Source organism: Streptomyces sp. NPDC034043 (assembly GCF_055575675.1).
In genome coordinates this window covers 33,770-50,762 of record NZ_JBVISF010000007.1, presented here as the reverse complement: position 1 = coordinate 50,762, position 16,993 = coordinate 33,770, and the positions used below count along the sequence as shown (strand labels likewise).

18 protein-coding genes are annotated in these 16,993 nt (G+C 75.9%); 7 read left to right on the top strand and 11 right to left on the bottom strand.

Annotated elements, in window-relative coordinates; translation table 11 throughout:
• Nucleotides 1-70 precede the first annotated feature (70 nt).
• Genes ACZ51S_RS18705 through ACZ51S_RS18695 form a run of 3 tightly spaced genes read left to right on the top strand, consistent with a single transcriptional unit; the run spans nucleotide 71 to nucleotide 2,213 of the window.
• Nucleotides 71-745, top strand: a complete 675-nt coding sequence (locus tag ACZ51S_RS18705; RefSeq protein ID WP_468888655.1) for an AIM24 family protein — start codon at nucleotides 71-73, stop codon at nucleotides 743-745.
• Complete coding sequence (locus ACZ51S_RS18700; RefSeq protein WP_468961589.1) at nucleotides 742-1,560, top strand: ABC transporter ATP-binding protein; 819 nt, start codon at nucleotides 742-744, stop codon at nucleotides 1,558-1,560. The genes ACZ51S_RS18705 and ACZ51S_RS18700 overlap by 4 nt, the downstream gene beginning before the upstream one ends.
• A 2-nt stretch (nucleotides 1,561-1,562) precedes the next feature.
• Complete coding sequence (locus ACZ51S_RS18695; protein ID WP_468475425.1) at nucleotides 1,563-2,213, top strand: ABC transporter; 651 nt, start codon at nucleotides 1,563-1,565, stop codon at nucleotides 2,211-2,213.
• Between the two features lie 117 nt (nucleotides 2,214-2,330).
• On the opposite strand, the gene ACZ51S_RS18690 is transcribed toward ACZ51S_RS18695, so the two are convergent.
• The 5 genes from ACZ51S_RS18690 to zapE all read right to left on the bottom strand — a co-directional run bounded on the left by ACZ51S_RS18690 (nucleotide 2,331) and on the right by zapE (nucleotide 7,399).
• Nucleotides 2,331-3,236, bottom strand: a complete 906-nt coding sequence (locus tag ACZ51S_RS18690; protein WP_468961475.1) for a polysaccharide deacetylase family protein — start codon at nucleotides 3,234-3,236, stop codon at nucleotides 2,331-2,333.
• A 17-nt stretch (nucleotides 3,237-3,253) separates the two neighbouring features.
• Nucleotides 3,254-4,072, bottom strand: coding sequence for a PPK2 family polyphosphate kinase (locus tag ACZ51S_RS18685; protein WP_468961587.1), 819 nt, complete (start codon nucleotides 4,070-4,072; stop codon nucleotides 3,254-3,256).
• A gap of 238 nt (nucleotides 4,073-4,310) precedes the next feature.
• Nucleotides 4,311-5,651, bottom strand: a complete 1,341-nt coding sequence (locus ACZ51S_RS18680) for an alkaline phosphatase PhoX (RefSeq protein WP_468802739.1) — start codon at nucleotides 5,649-5,651, stop codon at nucleotides 4,311-4,313.
• Nucleotides 5,652-5,801: 150 nt separating this feature from the next.
• Entirely contained in the window at nucleotides 5,802-6,230 is a 429-nt protein-coding gene (locus ACZ51S_RS18675; RefSeq protein WP_388938575.1) for an OsmC family protein, read from the bottom strand.
• 62 nt (nucleotides 6,231-6,292) lie between these two features.
• Nucleotides 6,293-7,399 carry a cell division protein ZapE gene (zapE, locus tag ACZ51S_RS18670; protein WP_468475419.1) on the bottom strand — a complete coding sequence of 369 codons (1,107 nt, stop codon included), beginning with the start codon at nucleotides 7,397-7,399 and terminating at the stop codon, nucleotides 6,293-6,295.
• A 36-nt stretch (nucleotides 7,400-7,435) separates the two neighbouring features.
• Here zapE and ACZ51S_RS18665 point away from each other — a divergent pair, with 36 nt between their 5' ends.
• The 4 genes from ACZ51S_RS18665 (at nucleotide 7,436) to msrB (ending at nucleotide 10,717) form a co-directional block, all read left to right on the top strand.
• Nucleotides 7,436-8,218: a pyrimidine reductase family protein gene (locus tag ACZ51S_RS18665; RefSeq protein WP_468802737.1), complete on the top strand. Its 783-nt coding sequence runs from the start codon at nucleotides 7,436-7,438 to the stop codon at nucleotides 8,216-8,218.
• A gap of 144 nt (nucleotides 8,219-8,362) precedes the next feature.
• Complete coding sequence (locus ACZ51S_RS18660) at nucleotides 8,363-8,830, top strand: indole-3-glycerol phosphate synthase (RefSeq protein WP_388938582.1); 468 nt, start codon at nucleotides 8,363-8,365, stop codon at nucleotides 8,828-8,830.
• 60 nt (nucleotides 8,831-8,890) lie between these two features.
• Complete coding sequence (gene murC, locus ACZ51S_RS18655) at nucleotides 8,891-10,294, top strand: UDP-N-acetylmuramate--L-alanine ligase (RefSeq protein ID WP_468479287.1); 1,404 nt, start codon at nucleotides 8,891-8,893, stop codon at nucleotides 10,292-10,294.
• A 15-nt stretch (nucleotides 10,295-10,309) separates the two neighbouring features.
• On the top strand, nucleotides 10,310-10,717 hold the full coding sequence (msrB, locus tag ACZ51S_RS18650) for a peptide-methionine (R)-S-oxide reductase MsrB (protein ID WP_388938586.1): 408 nt from the start codon (nucleotides 10,310-10,312) through the stop codon (nucleotides 10,715-10,717).
• Here msrB and ACZ51S_RS18645 read toward each other — a convergent pair.
• The 6 genes from ACZ51S_RS18645 to ACZ51S_RS18620 are packed head-to-tail and all read right to left on the bottom strand — an operon-like array spanning nucleotide 10,698 to nucleotide 16,701.
• Nucleotides 10,698-11,600 (bottom strand): NAD-dependent epimerase/dehydratase family protein, encoded by a 903-nt coding sequence (locus tag ACZ51S_RS18645; protein ID WP_468802736.1) that lies wholly within the window; start codon nucleotides 11,598-11,600, stop codon nucleotides 10,698-10,700. The two genes, msrB and ACZ51S_RS18645, sit on opposite strands and share 20 nt — an antisense overlap.
• Complete coding sequence (locus ACZ51S_RS18640) at nucleotides 11,597-12,688, bottom strand: cytochrome P450 (RefSeq protein WP_468961472.1); 1,092 nt, start codon at nucleotides 12,686-12,688, stop codon at nucleotides 11,597-11,599. The genes ACZ51S_RS18645 and ACZ51S_RS18640 overlap by 4 nt, the downstream gene beginning before the upstream one ends.
• Nucleotides 12,685-13,440 carry a glycosyltransferase family 2 protein gene (locus ACZ51S_RS18635; RefSeq protein ID WP_468802734.1) on the bottom strand — a complete coding sequence of 252 codons (756 nt, stop codon included), beginning with the start codon at nucleotides 13,438-13,440 and terminating at the stop codon, nucleotides 12,685-12,687. Before ACZ51S_RS18635 ends, ACZ51S_RS18640 begins: the two co-directional genes overlap by 4 nt.
• Nucleotides 13,437-14,936, bottom strand: a complete 1,500-nt coding sequence (locus ACZ51S_RS18630) for a class I adenylate-forming enzyme family protein (RefSeq protein WP_468961470.1) — start codon at nucleotides 14,934-14,936, stop codon at nucleotides 13,437-13,439. The genes ACZ51S_RS18635 and ACZ51S_RS18630 overlap by 4 nt, the downstream gene beginning before the upstream one ends.
• Nucleotides 14,936-15,682, bottom strand: coding sequence for a glycosyltransferase family 2 protein (locus ACZ51S_RS18625; protein ID WP_468961468.1), 747 nt, complete (start codon nucleotides 15,680-15,682; stop codon nucleotides 14,936-14,938). The genes ACZ51S_RS18630 and ACZ51S_RS18625 overlap by 1 nt, the downstream gene beginning before the upstream one ends.
• Entirely contained in the window at nucleotides 15,679-16,701 is a 1,023-nt protein-coding gene (locus ACZ51S_RS18620; RefSeq protein WP_468802732.1) for a 3-oxoacyl-ACP synthase III family protein, read from the bottom strand. Before ACZ51S_RS18620 ends, ACZ51S_RS18625 begins: the two co-directional genes overlap by 4 nt.
• Nucleotides 16,702-16,993 lie beyond the last annotated feature (292 nt).

Genomic DNA, 16,993 nt, shown 5'->3' with positions numbered 1-16,993 from the left:
CCGCCAAGGATGCCAGGCTCCGCCTTCAGGAGGATGTCCCGGGTGGCCGGCGCGGGTGAGGATCGGGTCCATGAAGAGCGACCTTTTCGCGAGCGAGAACCTCGCCCAGCCCGCCACCGCGCCCGGGATGACCCTGCAGAACGCCAAGTCCGTCAAGTACGCCGTCAACGGGGAGATGCTGGCCCGGCAGGGCTCGATGGTCGCCTTCCGCGGGAACCTCCAGTTCGAGCGCCGGGGCCAGGGCGTCGGCGGCATGCTCAAGCGGGCCGTCACCGGAGAGGGCCTCGCGCTGATGTCCGTACGCGGCCAGGGCGAGGCGTGGTTCGCCCACCAGGCCGGCAACTGCTTCGTCATCGACCTCGAGCCCGGCGACGCCCTGACCGTCAACGGGCGCAACGTCCTGTGCTTCGACGCGACGCTCTCCTACGAGATCAGGATGGTGAAGGGCGCCGGCATGACCGGCGGCGGCCTCTTCAACAGCGTCTTCACCGGCACCGGCAAGCTCGCCGTCGTCTGCGACGGCAACCCGATCGTCATCCCGGTCACCGCGCAGTCGCCGGTGTACGTGGACACGGACGCGGTGGTCGGCTGGAGCGCGGCGCTGGAGGCCGGGCTGCACCGCTCCCAGTCGGTCGGCTCCATGATCCGCGGCGGCTCGGGCGAGGCCGTCCAGCTGAAGCTGAGCGGCGAGGGCTTCGTCATCGTCCGGCCCAGCGAGCTCACCGAGACGGCGGCCGCCCACTGAGGCTCACCGACGTCGGCCGCCGCTACGGCAGGCGGCGGCCCTGGGTGCTGCGCGGGATCACGGCGGAGCTGCCGGCCGGTTCCCTCGTCCGCGTCGAAGGCGGCAACGGCGGCGGCAAGTCCACCCTGCTGCGCGTCATCGCCGGCATCGACGCGCCGACCGAGGGGCGCGTCGAGGGGCGTCCGTCCCGCACCGCCTACGTCCCCGAACGCTTCCCGGCGGCCCTGCCGCTTACGGCGGGCGCCTACCTGACCCACCTGGGCCGGGTACACGGCCTGACGGCCGCCGAGGCCGCCCGGCGCGCCGCCGGGGCCCTGGAGCGGTTCGGCGCCGCCCGCCACGCCCGCACCCTGATGGCCGAACTGTCCAAGGGCACCAGCCAGAAGGTGGCCGTCGCCCAGGCGCTGCTCGCCGGTCCGGCGCTGCTCGTCCTCGACGAGGCCTGGACCGGGCTGGACGCCGCCGCCCGGGCGGAACTGGACCGGGCCGTCACCGAACGCACCGCCACCGGGGGCACGGTGGTCTTCGTCGACCACGACCCCGCCCGGCTCGCCGGCCTGCCCGACGCCCGCTACCGGCTCCGCGGCGGCACGCTGGCGCCCGCCGCCCCGCCCGCCCCGGCCCGCGCACCCGCCGTACGGATCCACGCGGCCGGCCCGCCCGGCGCCGCCCCGCCCGCGGGCCTGGCCGCCGTACCCGCCCCCGACGGCGGCGTCCTGCTGACGGTGGACGCCGCCCGCTCCGACGCCGTGCTGCGCGAGCTGCTCACCGCGCTCCCGCCCTGGCACATCCGCGCCGTGGAGGAACTCCCGTGACCGTGACCGCCCTGCTGCGCTACCAGGGCGCCCTGCTGCTGCGCTCCCAGCGCTGGATCGCCCCCTCCGTCCTGTACGCGGCGTTCCTCGCGGCCGGCATCCGCTCCGGCGACCCGGCACCGGACGCCCTCGGATACGCGGCGGCCGGCCTGGTGCCGGTGAGCGCCTGGCTGGTCCGGATCTGCGTCACCGCCGAACCTCCGGCGGCCCGGGCCGTCTCCGCCGCCGCGGCCGGTCCGGTACGGGTGCACGCGGCGGCCCTGCTGACGGCGCTGGCCGGGGCGCTGCTCGCGGGGGCGGCGGGTGCGGCCCTCGCCCTGGTGCTCGGCGACCTCGGGCAGCGGCCCCCGGCCGCGACGGCCCTCGCCGGGGCGATGGCGGCGGCGGGGTGCGCCCTGACGGGGGCGGCCGTGGGCGCGGTGTGCGGCAGGCCGCTGCTGCGGGCACGGGGCCTGGGGGTGCTCGCCGGGGGCGTGGGCTCGGTGCTGGCCTGGGTCGCGCCCTTCTCCCCGGCCCGCCGCGCGGTGTCCGCGCTGGTGGAGGCCGCCCGTGCGGACGCCGTTCCGCTGCCGCTGGGCGCGCTGGCGGGGGCGCTGCTGCTGGCGGGGGCGGCGGGGGCGGTGGCCTGCCTCGTCAGTACGCGGCGGAGCTGACGGGGCCGGACCGCGCGGGCCGTGCGGGACGTGCGGGACGCGCCGGGCGGCAAGGCAGCTCAGGCCGCCCGCGCCACCCGGGCCGCGCACGCCGCGCACGCCACCCACGCCGAAACGTTACTTCCCCATCAGCTCCGACACCTTCACGAAGCGGAATCCCCTCTTTCGCAGCTCGGGGACGATCTTCTGGATCGCCTGCTCGGTCACCGGTGCCGCGCTGCGCGTGCAGTGCATGACCACCACCGAGCCGGGCCTGACCCCGGCCAGCACCTGCTCCGCCACCGCGTCGGGGTCCTTCGCGAAGGCGTCCCCGCTGACCACGTCCCACTGCACCGCGGTGACCCCGGCGGGGGACAGCGCCCGCAGCGCCCGGTCGTCGTAGCAGCCGCCGGGGAAGCGGAAGTAAGGGACGGTGTTGACCGCGCCCGCCTTCCGGAACGCCGCGAAGGCCCGGTCCACGTCGGCCCGCGCCGCCTCGCCGTCCAGCGCGGGCAGTCCGTAGCAGGGGGAGGTGAAGGCGTGGTGGCTGTACGAGTGGTTGGCGATCTCGAAGTTCTGGTCCGTGCCGATGGACTTGGCCTGGTCGGGGTACTCCTCCGCCCAGCGGCCCGTCATGAAGACCGTCGAGGGCACCTTCAGCCGGCGCAGGGTCGCGATCAGGTCCGGGTTGTCGAACCGTTCCCCCGAGGCGGCGCGCGGTCCCTGGTCGGAGGTCATGTCGGCGTCGAAGGTGAGCGCGACCGTCTTCTCGGAGTGCTGCCGGGCCCGTTCGAAGACGGGGGTCAGACCGTTCGGGCCGGGGGGCAGGACCGGGACCCGGGCGGGCGCGCCGGGCAGCGCGGAGGCGGAGGCGGGGGCGGAGGGGGAGGCCTGGGCGGACGCGGAGGCGGGGCCGGAGGCCGCGGGACTGGCCAGTCGTGCCTGCCCGGCGCCCTGCGGGGTGCCCGGGGCGCCGCCCCCGCATCCCGCGAGGGCGGCACCGAGCACGGCCGCGGCCGCTACTTTGCGTACAGAAAGGGTCACGTACGCAAAATATATGACTATGTGGCAAGTAGCCGTTCGCGGCACTCCTGGACGTCGAAGTCACCCGGCGGGTACTGCGGGCCGATCGCCTGCAGATGCTCCAGCAGCAGTTTCGCGACCGCCCAGTTGCGGTACCACTTGCGGTCCGCGGGGACCACGTACCAGGGCGCCGCGGTGGAGCAGCGCTCCAGCGCCAGCTCGTACGCCTGTCGGTACGCGGGCCACGCCGCGCGGTCGTCGACGTCCCCCGGGCTGAACTTCCAGTGCTTGTCGGGATTGTCGAGCCGCTCCAGGAGCCGCGCGCGCTGCTCCTCGTAGCCGATGTGGAGGAAGACCTTGACCAGGGTCACGCCGTCGTCGGCGAGGGCCTCCTCGAAGCGGTTGATCTGCGCGTAGCGGCCCTCCAGCCGCTCGCGCGGCACCAGCTCGCGTACCCGCGCGACGAGGACGTCCTCGTAGTGCGAGCGGTCGAAGATGCCGATCTCGCCCGGCAGGGGGAGGGCCTTCTCGATCCGCCAGAGGAAGGAATGGGCGCGCTCCTCCTCCGTGGGGGCCTTGAAGGCCCTGACCCGGCAGCCGGAGGGGTTGAGGTGACCGATCACGTGCTTGACGGTGCCGCCCTTGCCGCTGGTGTCCATGCCCTGGAGGACCAGCAGGACCCGGCGGCGGTCACCGGCGGTGCTGGCCGCGTAGAGCCGCTCCTGGAGGGAGGCCAGCGGTTCGGCCAGGCGGGCGGTGGCCGCGAGGGCGGCCGCCTTGTCCGACGGGCCGCCCGGGGTCGCGGAGGGGTCCAGGGCGGCGAGGGCGACCCGCTCCCCGGGCGCCACCCGCAGCAGGGGCGCGAGCGCCCGGCCCTCCTCCCCGCGCGCTCCGTCGGCCTTCCGGGCGTTTCCGCGCTCCCGTGCGCCCGCCGCCTTCCGGGCGTCCCCGGACTCCGGCGCGTCCCCGGCCTTCCGGGCGCCCCTGCCGCTCTTCTCCTGCTCGGCCACCGCTGTCCACCCCGATCCGGTCGGTTCCGTACGATCGTGCGGCACGCCGGACGTAAGCGCGAGACGGCCGGGGCGGGAACGCGGGTCACCGCCAGGGGCCGGTCACCGCGAAGGTGGTGCCCGGCGCGTAGGCGTTGACGAACATCGTCCGCCGGTCGGGGGAGAAGGTCACCCCCGCGAACTCCCCCCACTCCGGCGCACCCAGCGCGCCGATGTCGTCGGCGTTGCGGGCCACCGGATAGACCTCACCGCCCGGGGTCACGCCGAAGAGGTACTGGTCGCCGCCGCCGTCCTCGCACACCATCAGCCCGCCGTCGGGCGCCAGGCAGATGTTGTCGGGGGAGTCCCCGGGCAGGGAGGCGGCCGCCGCCGGGCCGAAGAGCACCTCCAGCCGGAGCCTGCCGCGCAGCGGGTCGTGGAACCAGACCTGGCCGTGGTGGTCGGCGGCGGCCCCCTCGCCGCTGCGGGCGTAGCTGGAGACGAAGTACACCCCGTCGCCTCCCCAGTAGCAGCCCTCCAGCTTCTGCGCGTGGGTGATCCCGCGCGGGCCGAAGTCCTGGAGGCGGACCGGTGTCCCGGCCGCCGAGGGGTCCGGTACCGGGACCCACTCCACGGGGAACTCCGCCCCCGGCTCGTCCACCGCCGACAGGTCCGCGACCCCGGGCACCCGCAGGGCTTCCAGGACGCCGCCGGCGCGCAGGGAGCCGGGGCCGCCGAGCGGCAGCGCCGGGAGGAAGCGGTAGAAGAGCCCGAAGGGCCGCACGAAGGCGTCCTCGGTCTCGTAGACCACCCCCCGGTACGGGTCCACGGCGACGGCCTCGTGCGCGAAGCGGCCCAGCGCGGTCAGCGGGACGGCGCCGAGCCGGTGCGGGTCGGCGGGGTCCACCTCGAAGACGTACCCGTGGTCCCGGGCGTACCCCGACTCCCCGGCCCGCTCCTCGGTCTCCTCGCAGCTCAGCCAGGTGTTCCAGGGTGTGCGCCCGCCCGCGCAGTTGACGGCGGTCCCGGCGAGCCCGACCCGTTCGGCGCGCAGCCGCCCCGCCGGGTCCAGCTCCAGCACCGTGCAGCCGCCCAGCGCCGCGGGGTCGTACGTGAGCCCGGCCGCGGCGGGGACGCGCAGCGCGGCGGTGGCGCGGTTCTCGTGGTTGCGGACCAGGCGCAGCCGGCCGCGGCCCGCGCCGAAGGCGGCCATGCCGTCGCAGTTGCCCGGCACCGTGCCCCCGCCCGAGCGCAGCGGGTCCCCGGCGCGTGAGAGCACCCGGTACGAGAACCCGGCGGGCAGGTCCAGCAGCCCGGCCGGGTCGGGCAGCAGCGGCCCGTACCCCCGGGCGGAGGCGCGGGCGCCGCCCGTGGCGAAGAGCGCTCCGAGGGCCCCGCTGAAGGCGACCGCGCCGGCGGCGAGCAGGCTGCGTCGGGTGACGGACATCGGCGACTCCGCGGTGGGCGGCTGGGGAAGTGACCGGCCCGTGGTACCACGGCGCACCGCGGCGGGGACCTCGACGCGTGCGCCGGACGCGGCCCGTCACCCCACCGGGCCCCGGCGGCGTGCGCGGAGGCCCGGCGGCGGTGGGCGGGATCAGACGAGCTTGGCGCTCAGGGTGATCGTCGTACCCGTCAGGGCCTGGCTGACGGGGCAGTTCTTCTTGGCGTCCTCGGCGGCGGCGACGAAGGCGTCGTCGTCGAGGCCGGGGACCTCGCCCTCGACCGTGAGGTGGATGCCGGTGATGCCCTGCCCGGGCACGAAGGTGACCGCGGCCGAGGTGGTCAGCTTCGCCGGCGGGTTGCCGGCCTTGGCCAGGCCGTTGGAGAAGGCCATGTTGAAGCAGCTGGAGTGCGCCGCGGCGATCAGCTCTTCGGGGCTGGTCCGTCCGTTCGCCGCCTCGTCGGTCCGCGCGGGCCAGGAGACGGGGTAGCTGCCGAGGCCGGAGGAGTCGAGGGTGACGACGCCCTTGCCCTCGAACAGGTCGCCTTCCCAGACGGCGTGTGCGTTACGTGTGGCAGCCATGGTGATCCCTTCGCAGAAGTGGAAGCGGCCGGGCCGCGAGAAGCGACCCGGCCGTGCCAAACCTACTGCGACACCAGGGGTTTCGCGTCGCGTGCGAGCGCGGTGAGCCGCGATATGGCTCGGAAGTACTTCTTCCGGTAACCGCCGTTGAGCATGTCCTCGCTGAACAGCCTGTCGAAGGGCACCCCGGAGGCCAGGACCGGGACCTCGCGGTCGTACAGCCGGTCGGCCAGCACCACCAGGCGCAGCGCCGTCGACTGGTCCGGCACCGGCACGACGTCCGTCAGGCAGACCGCGGCGATCCCGTCGGTCAGCGCCCCGTAGCGGCTCGGGTGGACCTTCGCCAGGTGCTCCAGCAGGCCCGGGAAGTCGTCGAGGCTCGCGCCCGGGGTCGCGTACGCGGCCTTCGTGACCTGCTCGTCGGAGAAGGGCGCCGGGGCCTCGGGCAGGCCGCGGTGGCGGTAGTCCTGGCCGTCGATGCGCAGCGGCCGGAAGTGGGCGGACAGCCCCTGGATCTCGCGCAGGAAGTCGGCGGCGGCGAAGCGGCCCTCGCCGAGCTTGCCGGGGAGCGTGTTGGAGGTGGCGGCCAGCGCCACGCCCTGCTCCACCAGGCGGCTGAGCAGCGAGGACACCAGCACGGTGTCGCCCGGGTCGTCCAGCTCGAATTCGTCGATGCACAGCAGCCGGTGACCGCCCAGGGTCTGGACGGTCTGCTGGAAGCCGAGCGCGCCGACCAGGTTGGTGAGCTCCACGAAGGTGCCGAAGGCCTTGAGGGCGGGCTCGGCCGGGGTGGCGTGCCAGAGGGAGGCGAGCAGGTGGGTCTTGCCGACGCCGTAGCCGCCGTCGAGGTAGACCCCGCGCGGTCCGGCGGCGGGGGCCGGGGCCTTCTTCTGGAACCACCTGCGCCTGCCGGCGCCGCTGGCGTGCGCGCCGCCCAGGCCGGCGGCGAAGCCGCTCAGCACGGTGACGGCCTCGGACTGGCTCGGCTGGGCCGGGTCCGGGTCGTACGTGTCGAAGCGCACCGAGTCGAAGCGCGGCGGCGGCACCATCTCGGCCACCAGCCGTTCGGCCGGCACGCGCGGCTCGCGGGCGCACAGGGCGAGGGGCCCCGCGTCGGCTATCGGGGGCCGCCCGGAGGCATGACCGGAGGTGGAGAGTGATGTTGACACAGCTCTTAACTCTACGGGGCGTGTCACACTGCACCGATGCGACGCCTGTTCCCTGTGACCGATCAGACATCCGCCCCGTCCGGGGCCACGGCCGACCGCGAGTGGTCGCTCGACGAGCTGGCGGAAGCGTACGCCTATCCGGACCTCGCCCCCGGCGCGCACTGGCTGCGGGCCAACATGGTCTCCACCCTCGACGGCGCCGCGCAGCACGACGGCCGCTCGCAGCCCATCTCCGGCGAGACCGACATGCGCGTCTTCGGCACCCTGCGGGCCCTGGCCGACGTCATCGTCGTAGGGGCGGAAACGGTTCGCCAGGAGGGCTACCGCCCGGCCCGGGCCCGGGAGGCCTTCGCGGCGCGCCGCACGGCCGCCGGGCAGGGGCCCGCGCCCGTCATCGCCGTGGTCACGGCGAGCCTGGACCTGGACTTCGGCCTGCCCCTGTTCACCTCCCCCCTGGTCCCCACCCTGGTGGTCACCGGCGCCGGCGCCCCCTCCGACCGGGTGGCGGAGGCGACCGCGGCCGGCGCCGAGGTCGTGGTGGCGGGCGAGGGCGCCGCGGTGGACCCGGAGCGGGCGGTGGGCGAGCTGGCCGCGCGCGGGCTGCGCCGCCAGCTCACCGAGGGCGGACCCCGGCTGCTGGGCCAGTTCGTGGCCGCCGACGTGCTGGACGAGCTGTGCCTGACGATCTCCCCGACGCTCACGGCGGGTGACGCCCAGCGGATCTCCGGCGGGCCCTCCGTCGCCGTTCCGCACCGGCTCGCGCCCGCCTGCGTACTGGAAGAGGCCGGGTTCCTCTTCACCAGTTACCGTCGGATCTGACAAGAGCGGAATTTCTCGTTCCGCTTAGCTTCCGACGGGCACATACCTGGGCACACATACCTGCGAGGCTCCGCGCGCCAGCGGGGCAGGATGGTTTTTGCAGGGGCCGGCCGACCGGTCTCGGCCATGAAGGAGAGGGCGTCCGTGTTCACGAGCGTATTGATGATCGAGCAGCCGCTGACCCCGGTGGACGTGGACTTCGTCACCACTCTGCACGGAGACGACCCGGTCTCCTTCTTCGTCCTCATGCAACCCAGGGGCGACCAGGACCGACTGCTGCGGGCCATCGACGACGTGGCGCTCGGCGAGCTGCCCGAAGCCCTCCGTGAGGCAGACGTACCCGAGGGCGAGGCCGCCCTCGGCCCCGCCGCACAGGCGCTCGAACACTCACTCGCCGCCCTGCGGGCCAAGGGTGCCGAGGCCGTCGGCCAGATCGTCGAGGACCACCCCCTCGACAAACTGAAGGCCGTGGTGGACGAGACCAACGCCGACGAGGTGATCGTCCTGACCGCCCCGCACCTGGTCGAGGAGTTCTTCCACCGCGACTGGGCCTCCCGCGCCCGGCACAAGGTGGAGGTTCCGGTGCTCAAGCTCTTCGCCCACAACGAATAGGCTGGGGCGGACACACCCCGGCGGGCAGCGCGTCCCGCACTCGATCCTGGAGCGACCTGAATGAAGCCCGGCCTGCCGACCGCGATGGAACGGCCCCACTTCATCGGCATCGGCGGCGCCGGCATGTCCGGCATCGCGAAGATCCTCGCCCAGCGCGGCGCGCGGGTGGCCGGCAGCGACTCCCGTGACTCCGAGACCGCCCAGGCGCTGCGCGCCCACGGGGCCACGGTCCACGTCGGGCACGCCGCCGGCCACCTCGCCGCCGACGCCACCTGCGTCGTCGTCTCCAGCGCGATCCGCGCCGACAACCCCGAGCTGGCCCGCGCCGCCGAGCTCGGCATCCCGGTCGTGCACCGCTCCGACGCCCTCGCCTCCGTCATGGACGGCCTGCGCCCGATCGCCGTCGCCGGTACCCACGGCAAGACCACCACCACCTCGATGCTGGCGGTCTCCCTCTCGGCGCTCGGCCTCGACCCCTCCTACGCCATCGGCGGCGACCTGGACGCCCCCGGCTCCAACGCCCACCACGGCGAGGGCGAGGTCTTCGTGGCCGAGGCGGACGAGAGCGACCGCAGCTTCCACAAGTACACCCCGCAGGTCGCGATCATCCTCAACGCGGAGCTCGACCACCACGCGAACTACGCGTCGATGGAGGAGATCTACGAGTCCTTCGAGACCTTCGTCGGCAAGATCGTCCCCGGTGGCACCCTGGTCGTCGCCCACGGCCAGGACGGCGCCGCCGAGATCGCCCGCCGCGTCGCCGGCCGCGACGGCCTGAACGTCGTCACCTACGGCGAGGACGAGGACGCCGACGTCCGCATCACCAAGATCACCCCGCGGGGTCTGACCAGCGAGGTCACCGTCCTCCTCGACGGCCGCCCGCTCACCTTCACGGTCTCCGTGCCCGGCCGCCACTACGCGCACAACGCCGTCGCGGCCCTCGCCGCCGGCGTCGCCCTCGGCATCCCCGCGCACAACCTGGCCTCGGCCCTCGGCAAGTACACCGGCGTCAAGCGCCGCCTCCAGCTCAAGGGCGAAGCGGCCGGCGTCCAGGTCATCGACTCCTACGCGCACCACCCCACGGAGATGACCGCCGACCTGGAGGCCATCCGCGGCGCCGCCGGGGACTCCCGCATCCTGGTCGTCTTCCAGCCCCACCTCTTCTCCCGCACCCAGGAACTGGGCAAGGAGATGGGCCAGGCCCTCGCCCTCGCCGACGCCTCCGTCGTCCTCGACATCTACCCAGCCCGCGAGGACCCGATCCCCGGCATCACCAGCGAACTGATCATCTCCGCCGCCCGCACCGCCGGCGCCGACGTCGCCGCCGAGCACGACAAGGACGCCGTCGCCGACGTCATCGCGGGAATGGCCAAGCCCGGCGATCTCGTTCTCACCATGGGCGCGGGCGACGTCACGGATCTGGGCCCCCGGATCCTGGAAACCATCGCCCGCCTGTCGAACTGAGGGAGCGGGAGAGTCATGGCGTACGAGGTCCAGAAGACGGACGAGCAGTGGCAGGCGGAGCTGACCCCGTCGGAGTACCAGGTGCTGCGCCTCGCCGGCACCGAGCCCGCCTTCCGCGGCGAGTACACCGACACCAAGACGGAAGGCGTCTACTCCTGCCGCGGCTGCGGCGCCGAGCTCTTCCGTTCCTCGGAGAAGTTCGAGTCGCACTGCGGCTGGCCGTCCTTCTACGACCCGAAGGACAGCGAGGCGGTGGAGCTCAAGGCCGACACCTCCCACGGCATGGTCCGCACCGAGGTCCTCTGCGCGAAGTGCGGCTCCCACCTCGGCCACGTCTTCGAGGGCGAGGGCTACCCCACCCCGACGGACCAGCGGTACTGCATCAACAGCATCTCCCTGCGGCTCACCCCCGCACAGAGCTGAGGTAGTCCTCCAGGGTCCGCCGCGGGGTCCAGCCCTGGGAGCGGGCCCTGGCCAGGTCCAGGACCACCGGATGCGCCAGCTGGTCCACCGCGTAGCGGCTGAGGGCCGGCTCCGTGCCGGTGAGGCGGGCCAGCGACTGCGCCGCCCCGGCCGCCGCGCCGGCCGCCCGGAGCGGCAGGTGCCGGACGCGGGCGCGGACGCCGTGGGCGCGCAGCACCGCGGCGACCGCCGCGTCCCGCCCGTACGGGGCCGCGTCCGCCACGTTGTACGCGCCCGGGGCCCAGCCGGGCGCCGCCAGGCAGGCGTCCGCCAGGTTCTCCACCGCCGTCAGGCTCAGCCGCACGTCCGGGCCCGGCAGCAGCAGGGTCCCGGCGCGGACCCGGGAGAGCAGCCGGGGCAGGAGCTGGGTGTCGCCCGGGCCGTACACCGCCCTCGGGCGCAGGACCACCGCGCCCGCCTCCAGCGCCAGGGCCTCGCCCGCCGCCTTCGTACGGCCGTACGCGTTCAGGTGGTGCGCGCGGGGATGGTCCTCCGTGACACGGCGACGGTCCCGCCGCGGGTCGTAGACGCTCGCGCTGCTCACCCACACCACCGGCCGCCCGGCCGCCGCGCGCAGCAGCCGCGCGGTGCCCTCGACGTTGACGGCGCGCATGGCGGCCTCCGCCCGCGAGCCCGGAGCCGGATCCCCCACCGCCGCCGCGCAGTGCACCACCACGTCCACGCCCGACAGGTCCGGCACGGCGGACGCCGCGTCCCAGAACCGGTGCTCGCCCAGCGGGCCCGGACCGCGGCCCAGACAGACCACGGCGGCCCCGGCCGCGGCCGCCGCCCGGGCCACGTGCCCGCCGCAGAAGCCGCTCGCCCCCGTCACCCCGATCCTCATGAGCCCGCCCTCAGCCGCAGCACCCGCCACCCCGGCAGGGCCGCCCGCCGGTCCACCCGGGAACGCGTCACCACCGGCCGGTACGGTGCCAGCGCCGCCAGGACGTCGCCCAGCAGGACGGTCGCCAGCCGGGCCCCCGGGCACACGTGCGGCCCCGCCCCGAACACCAGCCGCGCCGTCCCCGCCCCCGCCGGATCCCGCCCGTCCGGGTCGCGCCGGTGCGCCTCCGCCGCGTGCCGGGCCACCAGCAGCAGCCGGTCCCCGCCCCGCACCGGACAGCCCCCGACCGTCCCCGCCCCGGCCGCGACCCGGGGCAGCACCGGCGAGGCCGCCGTGACCCGCAGCAGCTCCTCCGCCAGCCGGGGCCGCAGCTCCGCGTCCGCGGCCTGCCCCCACAGCCCGGCGTCCGCGCACCAGGCGACGGCCCGGGGCACCGCCGCCACGGTGGTGTTCACCGCGGCCACCGCCACCATCGCGTCCAGGGCGTCCCCGCCGCCCAGCAGCCCCCGCAGGCGCTCCGCCGCCCGGGCCGCCGCCGCCCCCGCGCCGGGCCTCGGCGGGCCCGGCAGGTGGCTGCGCACCGAGGCCGACGCGGCTCGCGCGGCCGCCTCCGCGAGATCCCGCGGCGCGGCCGGGCTGTCCAGCAGGGCCGCCGCCACCGTGCCGGCCAGCTCCCGCGCCAGCGCCACCACGTCCACCTCCGCACCCCGGCCCAGCGGCGCCGGAGCCCGTACCAGCAGCGGTCGCCACACCGCGCGCAGCTCCTCCACCCCGGCCGCGCCGAGGCCCTCCGCGAGCGAGCGCCGGCCGGCCCGGTGCCCGCCGCCCTCCTGGTCGAACAGCACCCCGCCGTCCCCGCGCAGCGCCTCCCGCGCGGCCCCGCCCGTGGTGCCCGCCGCCGTCCGGTCCAGCGGGATCCGGGTCAGCGCCTCCCGGTAGGCGCCGGCGTCGTGCACCAGCACCGTGCCCCCGAGCCGGCGCACGGCCCGCCCGCGCGTGGCGGCGAGCAGCCCGAAGAGCAGCGGGTGGCTGCGCAGGTAGACCCGGCGGTCGCGCCGGCGCGCCCGTGCCTGGGCGGTGGTGGTCATCGGACGTGGACCTCTTCCGTGTCGGTGGGCCGGTAGCGCCGGTCCCAGTACCAGAGCAGGGTGCGCCGCGCACCCCAGGAGCGCAGCCGCCGCAGGCTGTTCTCCACCACCAGGTGCTCGGCGCGCACGACCCGCGCGCTGTGCTCGCGGGCCCGGTTGAGCAGGGTGACGTCCTCCGAGCCCTCCTCCAGCCGCTCGCGCGGCGCCCCGCCGCAGCGCACGTACAGCTCGGCGGTGATGCCGAGGTTGTGGCCGTGACACAGCACGTACGGGGCCAGGTAGCGCGGGCCGCGGTGCGCGGGGCGCACCCGCCCGTACAGCGCGGTCAGCCGCACCAGCGCCGGCAGCAGCCGGGACTCGGCGAAGTCCGGCCGCTCGTCCCGGCGCGGCACGCTCCGCCCGCACAGCACCTCCGCCCCCCGGCCGAACTCCGCCCGGGCGACGGCCGTCCAGTCCCGGGCGGGCAGACAGTCCGCGTCCGTACGCAGCAACAGGCGCGCCCCGCCGCGTACGGCGTGCCGGAAGCCGGTGTCGGCGGCGGTCCCCGCCCCCGGCTCGGGCTCGTGGACCAGCTCGACGGGGAAGGGCGCCGACCGGGCGAACTCCCGGACGGTCCGGGCCGTCCCGTCGGTGGAGGCGTTGTCCACCACCACCAGGCGGAAGCCGGTGTCGTGCTGCGCGGCCAGCGCCGCCAGGGTCGCCCCGATCGAGCCCGCCTCGTTGTACGCGGGGATCACCACCCACAGGCTCACAACCCCGTCCCCGCGGCCGTCACCAGCCGGGCCGCCAGCGCCGACACCGCCGCCCGGTCCGGTTTGCGCGAGCGCCCCGACAGCGGGATCCGCGCGAACAGCAGCGCGTCCGGCCGGGCGGTCCCCATCCGCCGCAGCGGCTCGGACAGCGCGGCGCGCAGGGCCGGTTCGGGGACGCCGGGCCGCGGCTGGACCACCGCCACCAGGCGCTCGTCCCCGTCGCCCGCCGGGACCCCGACGAGGACGCCCAGCTCCACTCCCGGCACGTGCAGGCCCGGCTCGTACAGGCCCGGGTAGATGTTCTCCGCCCTGCGCAGCACCATGTCCTTGCAGCGGCCCCCCAGTACGATCCGCCCGGCGCCGTCCAGGGCCGCCCGGTCCCCCGTGGCCACCCACGGATCGGGGGCCTCCCCCAGGTAGCGGTCCCGGGCCGCGGGCCCGGCCAGCAGCAGCTGGCCGTCCGCGTCCACGGCGGTCCGCACCCCGGGCAGCGGGGCGCCCACCAGGTCCCCGGCCCCCTCGAAGGCGGCCTTCTCCCGGGACTCCACCGCCGCGGCGGGGAACAGCTCGGTCAGCGCGTACACCCCCCACGCCTGCTCCGCGCCCGCCTCCCGGACCCGGCCCAGCAGCTCGGCGCTCGCCGGAGCCGAACCCGTCCACACCCGGCCCCCGAACCGGGCCCCCGCGCCGAGCGCGTCCCGCAGCTGGGGCGGGGTCAGATAGGTGTCCCGGGGCCGGAGCCGGTCCAGCTGCCGGGCCAGCGTCGCGGGGGAGCGGGCCGGCAGCGCGACCGGCGCCCCGTGCGCCAGCGACGGCACCAGCACGAAGAAGGTGCCACCCAGCACGGGCTCTCCCCGGTCGCCCCCGGTGGCGAACAGCGCGGACACCGTCTCCATCCCGGCGGCCAGCCCCGCCCGGGTGTGCACCACGGCCCGGGGCCGCGAGGTGGTCCCGGAGGTGAACACGATCACCGCGTCCGCGTTTTCGTCGTATCCGCCGTCCCCGGCCGGCACCCCCGCCCGGGGCGCCCCCCGTTCCAGGGCGGGCGCGCACCCCGGCAGCCGCGGCCCCACCGTGGTCACCGGCCCCAGCGAGGCCAGCTCCGGCAGCTCCAGCGCCGCCCGCCGGGCCAGCGGCCGGGCCCACCCGGCCACCGCCTGCGCGGGCGCGTCGGCCAGCACCAGCGCGGGCCGCGCCAGCCGGAGCCGGGCCCGCAGCACCTCCGCCCCGGCACCGGGGTCCAGCACCGCGCCGCGCAGCCCGAGCCGCCACAGCGCGAGCAGCACCGCCAGCGCGCGCGGCCCCGGCCGCACGGCGACGCCGACGGTGTCCCCGGCGCGCAGTCCGCGCGCGTGCAGCGCGGCGGCGAAGTCGTCGGCCAGTGCGGCGATCTCGCCCCGGGTGGCGCGGACGCGGGTGCCGCCGGAACGGGTCGCGGAGAGCACGGCGGGCTGCTCGGGGCGGGCCCGCAGCGCGTGTTCGAGTCGGTCCAGCATCAGCGGGGGTCGTCCGTTCCGTGCGTGCCGCTGCCCTGGTCGAGGTACCAGCGGGCGGTCCCGGCGAGGCCGTACCCGCGCAGCCGGCGCGTGGAGTTCTCCACGACCATGCCCCGGCAGCGGGAGATCCGGTCGGTGTGGCGGCGTACCGCGTTCAGGAAGAGCCGGTCCGTCGGCGAGGGGCGCCGCGGCATCCCTCCCACGGCCAGGTACAGCTCGGCGGTGATCGCCATGTTGTTCCCCGCGTGCATCCGGTACGGCGCCCGGAAACCGTGCCGCCGGGCGTGCCCGGGCCGCAGCCGCCCGAACAGCGCCGCCAGCGCGACCAGCCCCGCGAAACCGGCCCGGCCCAGCGGGCCGTGCTCGTCGCGCCGGGCCGTGACCCGCCCGCACACCAGACCCGGCCGGGCCAGCAGCGCGGCCCGGGCCGCGCCCGTCCACCCTGGCCGGGGCAGGCAGTCCGCGTCCGTGCGCGCCAGCAGCGTGGCGCCGCGCCCGATCGCGTACCGGAAACCGGTGTCCACCGCCGAGCCGACCCCCTTCTCCGGCTCCTCGATCACCTCCACCGGGAAGGGCGCCCCCGCCGCGAACTCCCGGGCGATCCGGCCCGTGCCGTCCGCCGAGGCGTTGTCCACGACCAGCAGGGTGAAGTCCCGGTCCCGCTGCGCGGCCAGCGCCCGCAGGGTCTGGCCGAGCCGCGCCGCCTCCTCGTGCGCGGGCACCACCACCCACATGCGGGTGCTCACGACTTCTCCCAGACCATCGTCATGATGCTGATCCCGCCGCCCAGCCCGACGAACAGCACCCGCTCCCCGGCCGCCAGCCCCGGGAAGACCCGCTCCAGCTGCACCCCGATGCTCGCGCTCGCCACGTTCCCCAGCTCGGGCACCGTGACCACCAGCTTCCCCGCGGGCACCCCGGTCAGCTCCGCGAACCGCTCCAGGTACGGCACCGTCACCTGGTGCACCAGCACCTTCGCGAAGCCGTCCCAGTCCATGCCCGTGCGGTGCAGCGTCCGGTCGATGACCGCGGTCCCCACCTTCTCGAACACCCCGCGCAGCTCGTGTCCGTCCCCCTGGAAATAGGTGTACGCGTCCCCGCGCGGGTGCCGTGATCCGCCGCCCGGGATGCCCCCGACCTCCCAGTGCTCCGAATGCGTCTCACTGTCCACGTCCAGGATCCCGCCGCGCCCCACCTCCTCCAGGAGGACGGCCGCGCCCGCGTCGCCGAAGGTGTATCCCGCGAAGGCGCCGCGGAACTCGGCGAGGTCGGCGGGGTCCTTCCGCACCGCCCGGCTCGGGGTCTCCCCGGTGACCACCAGCGCCCGCCGGGCCCGCCCGGCGAGGATCGCGCTGCGGGCGAGGTCGATCCCGTTGACGAAGCTGTTGCAGGCGTTGGTCACGTCCACCGCGTGCGCCCTGGAGCCCAGTTCGGCCTGCACGATGTGCGCGGTCGCCGGCTCGACCAGGTCCCGCGAGGCGGAGGCGAAGACCAGGAGGTCCACGTCGAGCGGCGAGAGCCCGGCCGAGTCCAGCACCCGGCGGGCCGCGCCCACCGCGAGCGTGGAGGCGTACACCCCCGGGGCCGCGACCCGGCGCGACACGATCCCGGTGGCCTGCGTCAGGAGCCGCGCGGGCAGCGCGAGACCGCTGCGCCGGGACACCTCCCGCTGGAGCTCGTCGGACGACACGGCGTCCTCGGGCAGCAGGCTGGCGACGGCGGTTATGCCGACGCGCGGGCGCGGATCACAAGACTGTATGGACATGCCTCCACGATGACGACCCGGCCGCGCCGGGACCTGAGTACGGATGCTCAGTTCCCCTGTGGGGGCGCTGAGTAGGACCCCCGCCGTTCACCTCAGGGCAGGCGCGGCGGGGGCCCAGCCGCTCGGGCGGCCCCGTCCCGGGCGCCCCGCGCCCGGGGCGGATCAGTGCGCGCGTGCCGCTGTGAGGTCAACTGGCGTGACACCAGGGTCTGTTGTGCGGGGTGCGAGGGGACGTACCGTACCGGCAGCGGAGCGCACGGCACGCCCCTTGACGTCCCCGCCATCCGTCCGG

Excerpts from the sequence above, each read along its gene's own strand:
- ACZ51S_RS18705 (WP_468888655.1), top strand. The coding sequence starts at position 71 with ATGAAGAGCGACCTTTTCGCGAGCGAGAACCTCGCCCAGCCCGCCACC.
- ACZ51S_RS18680 (WP_468802739.1), bottom strand. The coding sequence starts at position 5,651 with ATGTCCGTCACCCGACGCAGCCTGCTCGCCGCCGGCGCGGTCGCCTTC.
- ACZ51S_RS18675 (WP_388938575.1), bottom strand. The coding sequence starts at position 6,230 with ATGGCTGCCACACGTAACGCACACGCCGTCTGGGAAGGCGACCTGTTC.
- ACZ51S_RS18665 (WP_468802737.1), top strand. The coding sequence starts at position 7,436 with ATGCGACGCCTGTTCCCTGTGACCGATCAGACATCCGCCCCGTCCGGG.
- murC (WP_468479287.1), top strand. The coding sequence starts at position 8,891 with ATGAAGCCCGGCCTGCCGACCGCGATGGAACGGCCCCACTTCATCGGC.
- msrB (WP_388938586.1), top strand. The coding sequence starts at position 10,310 with ATGGCGTACGAGGTCCAGAAGACGGACGAGCAGTGGCAGGCGGAGCTG.
- ACZ51S_RS18645 (WP_468802736.1), bottom strand. The coding sequence starts at position 11,600 with ATGAGGATCGGGGTGACGGGGGCGAGCGGCTTCTGCGGCGGGCACGTG.
- ACZ51S_RS18640 (WP_468961472.1), bottom strand. The coding sequence starts at position 12,688 with ATGACCACCACCGCCCAGGCACGGGCGCGCCGGCGCGACCGCCGGGTC.
- ACZ51S_RS18630 (WP_468961470.1), bottom strand. The coding sequence starts at position 14,936 with ATGCTGGACCGACTCGAACACGCGCTGCGGGCCCGCCCCGAGCAGCCC.
- ACZ51S_RS18620 (WP_468802732.1), bottom strand. The coding sequence starts at position 16,701 with ATGTCCATACAGTCTTGTGATCCGCGCCCGCGCGTCGGCATAACCGCC.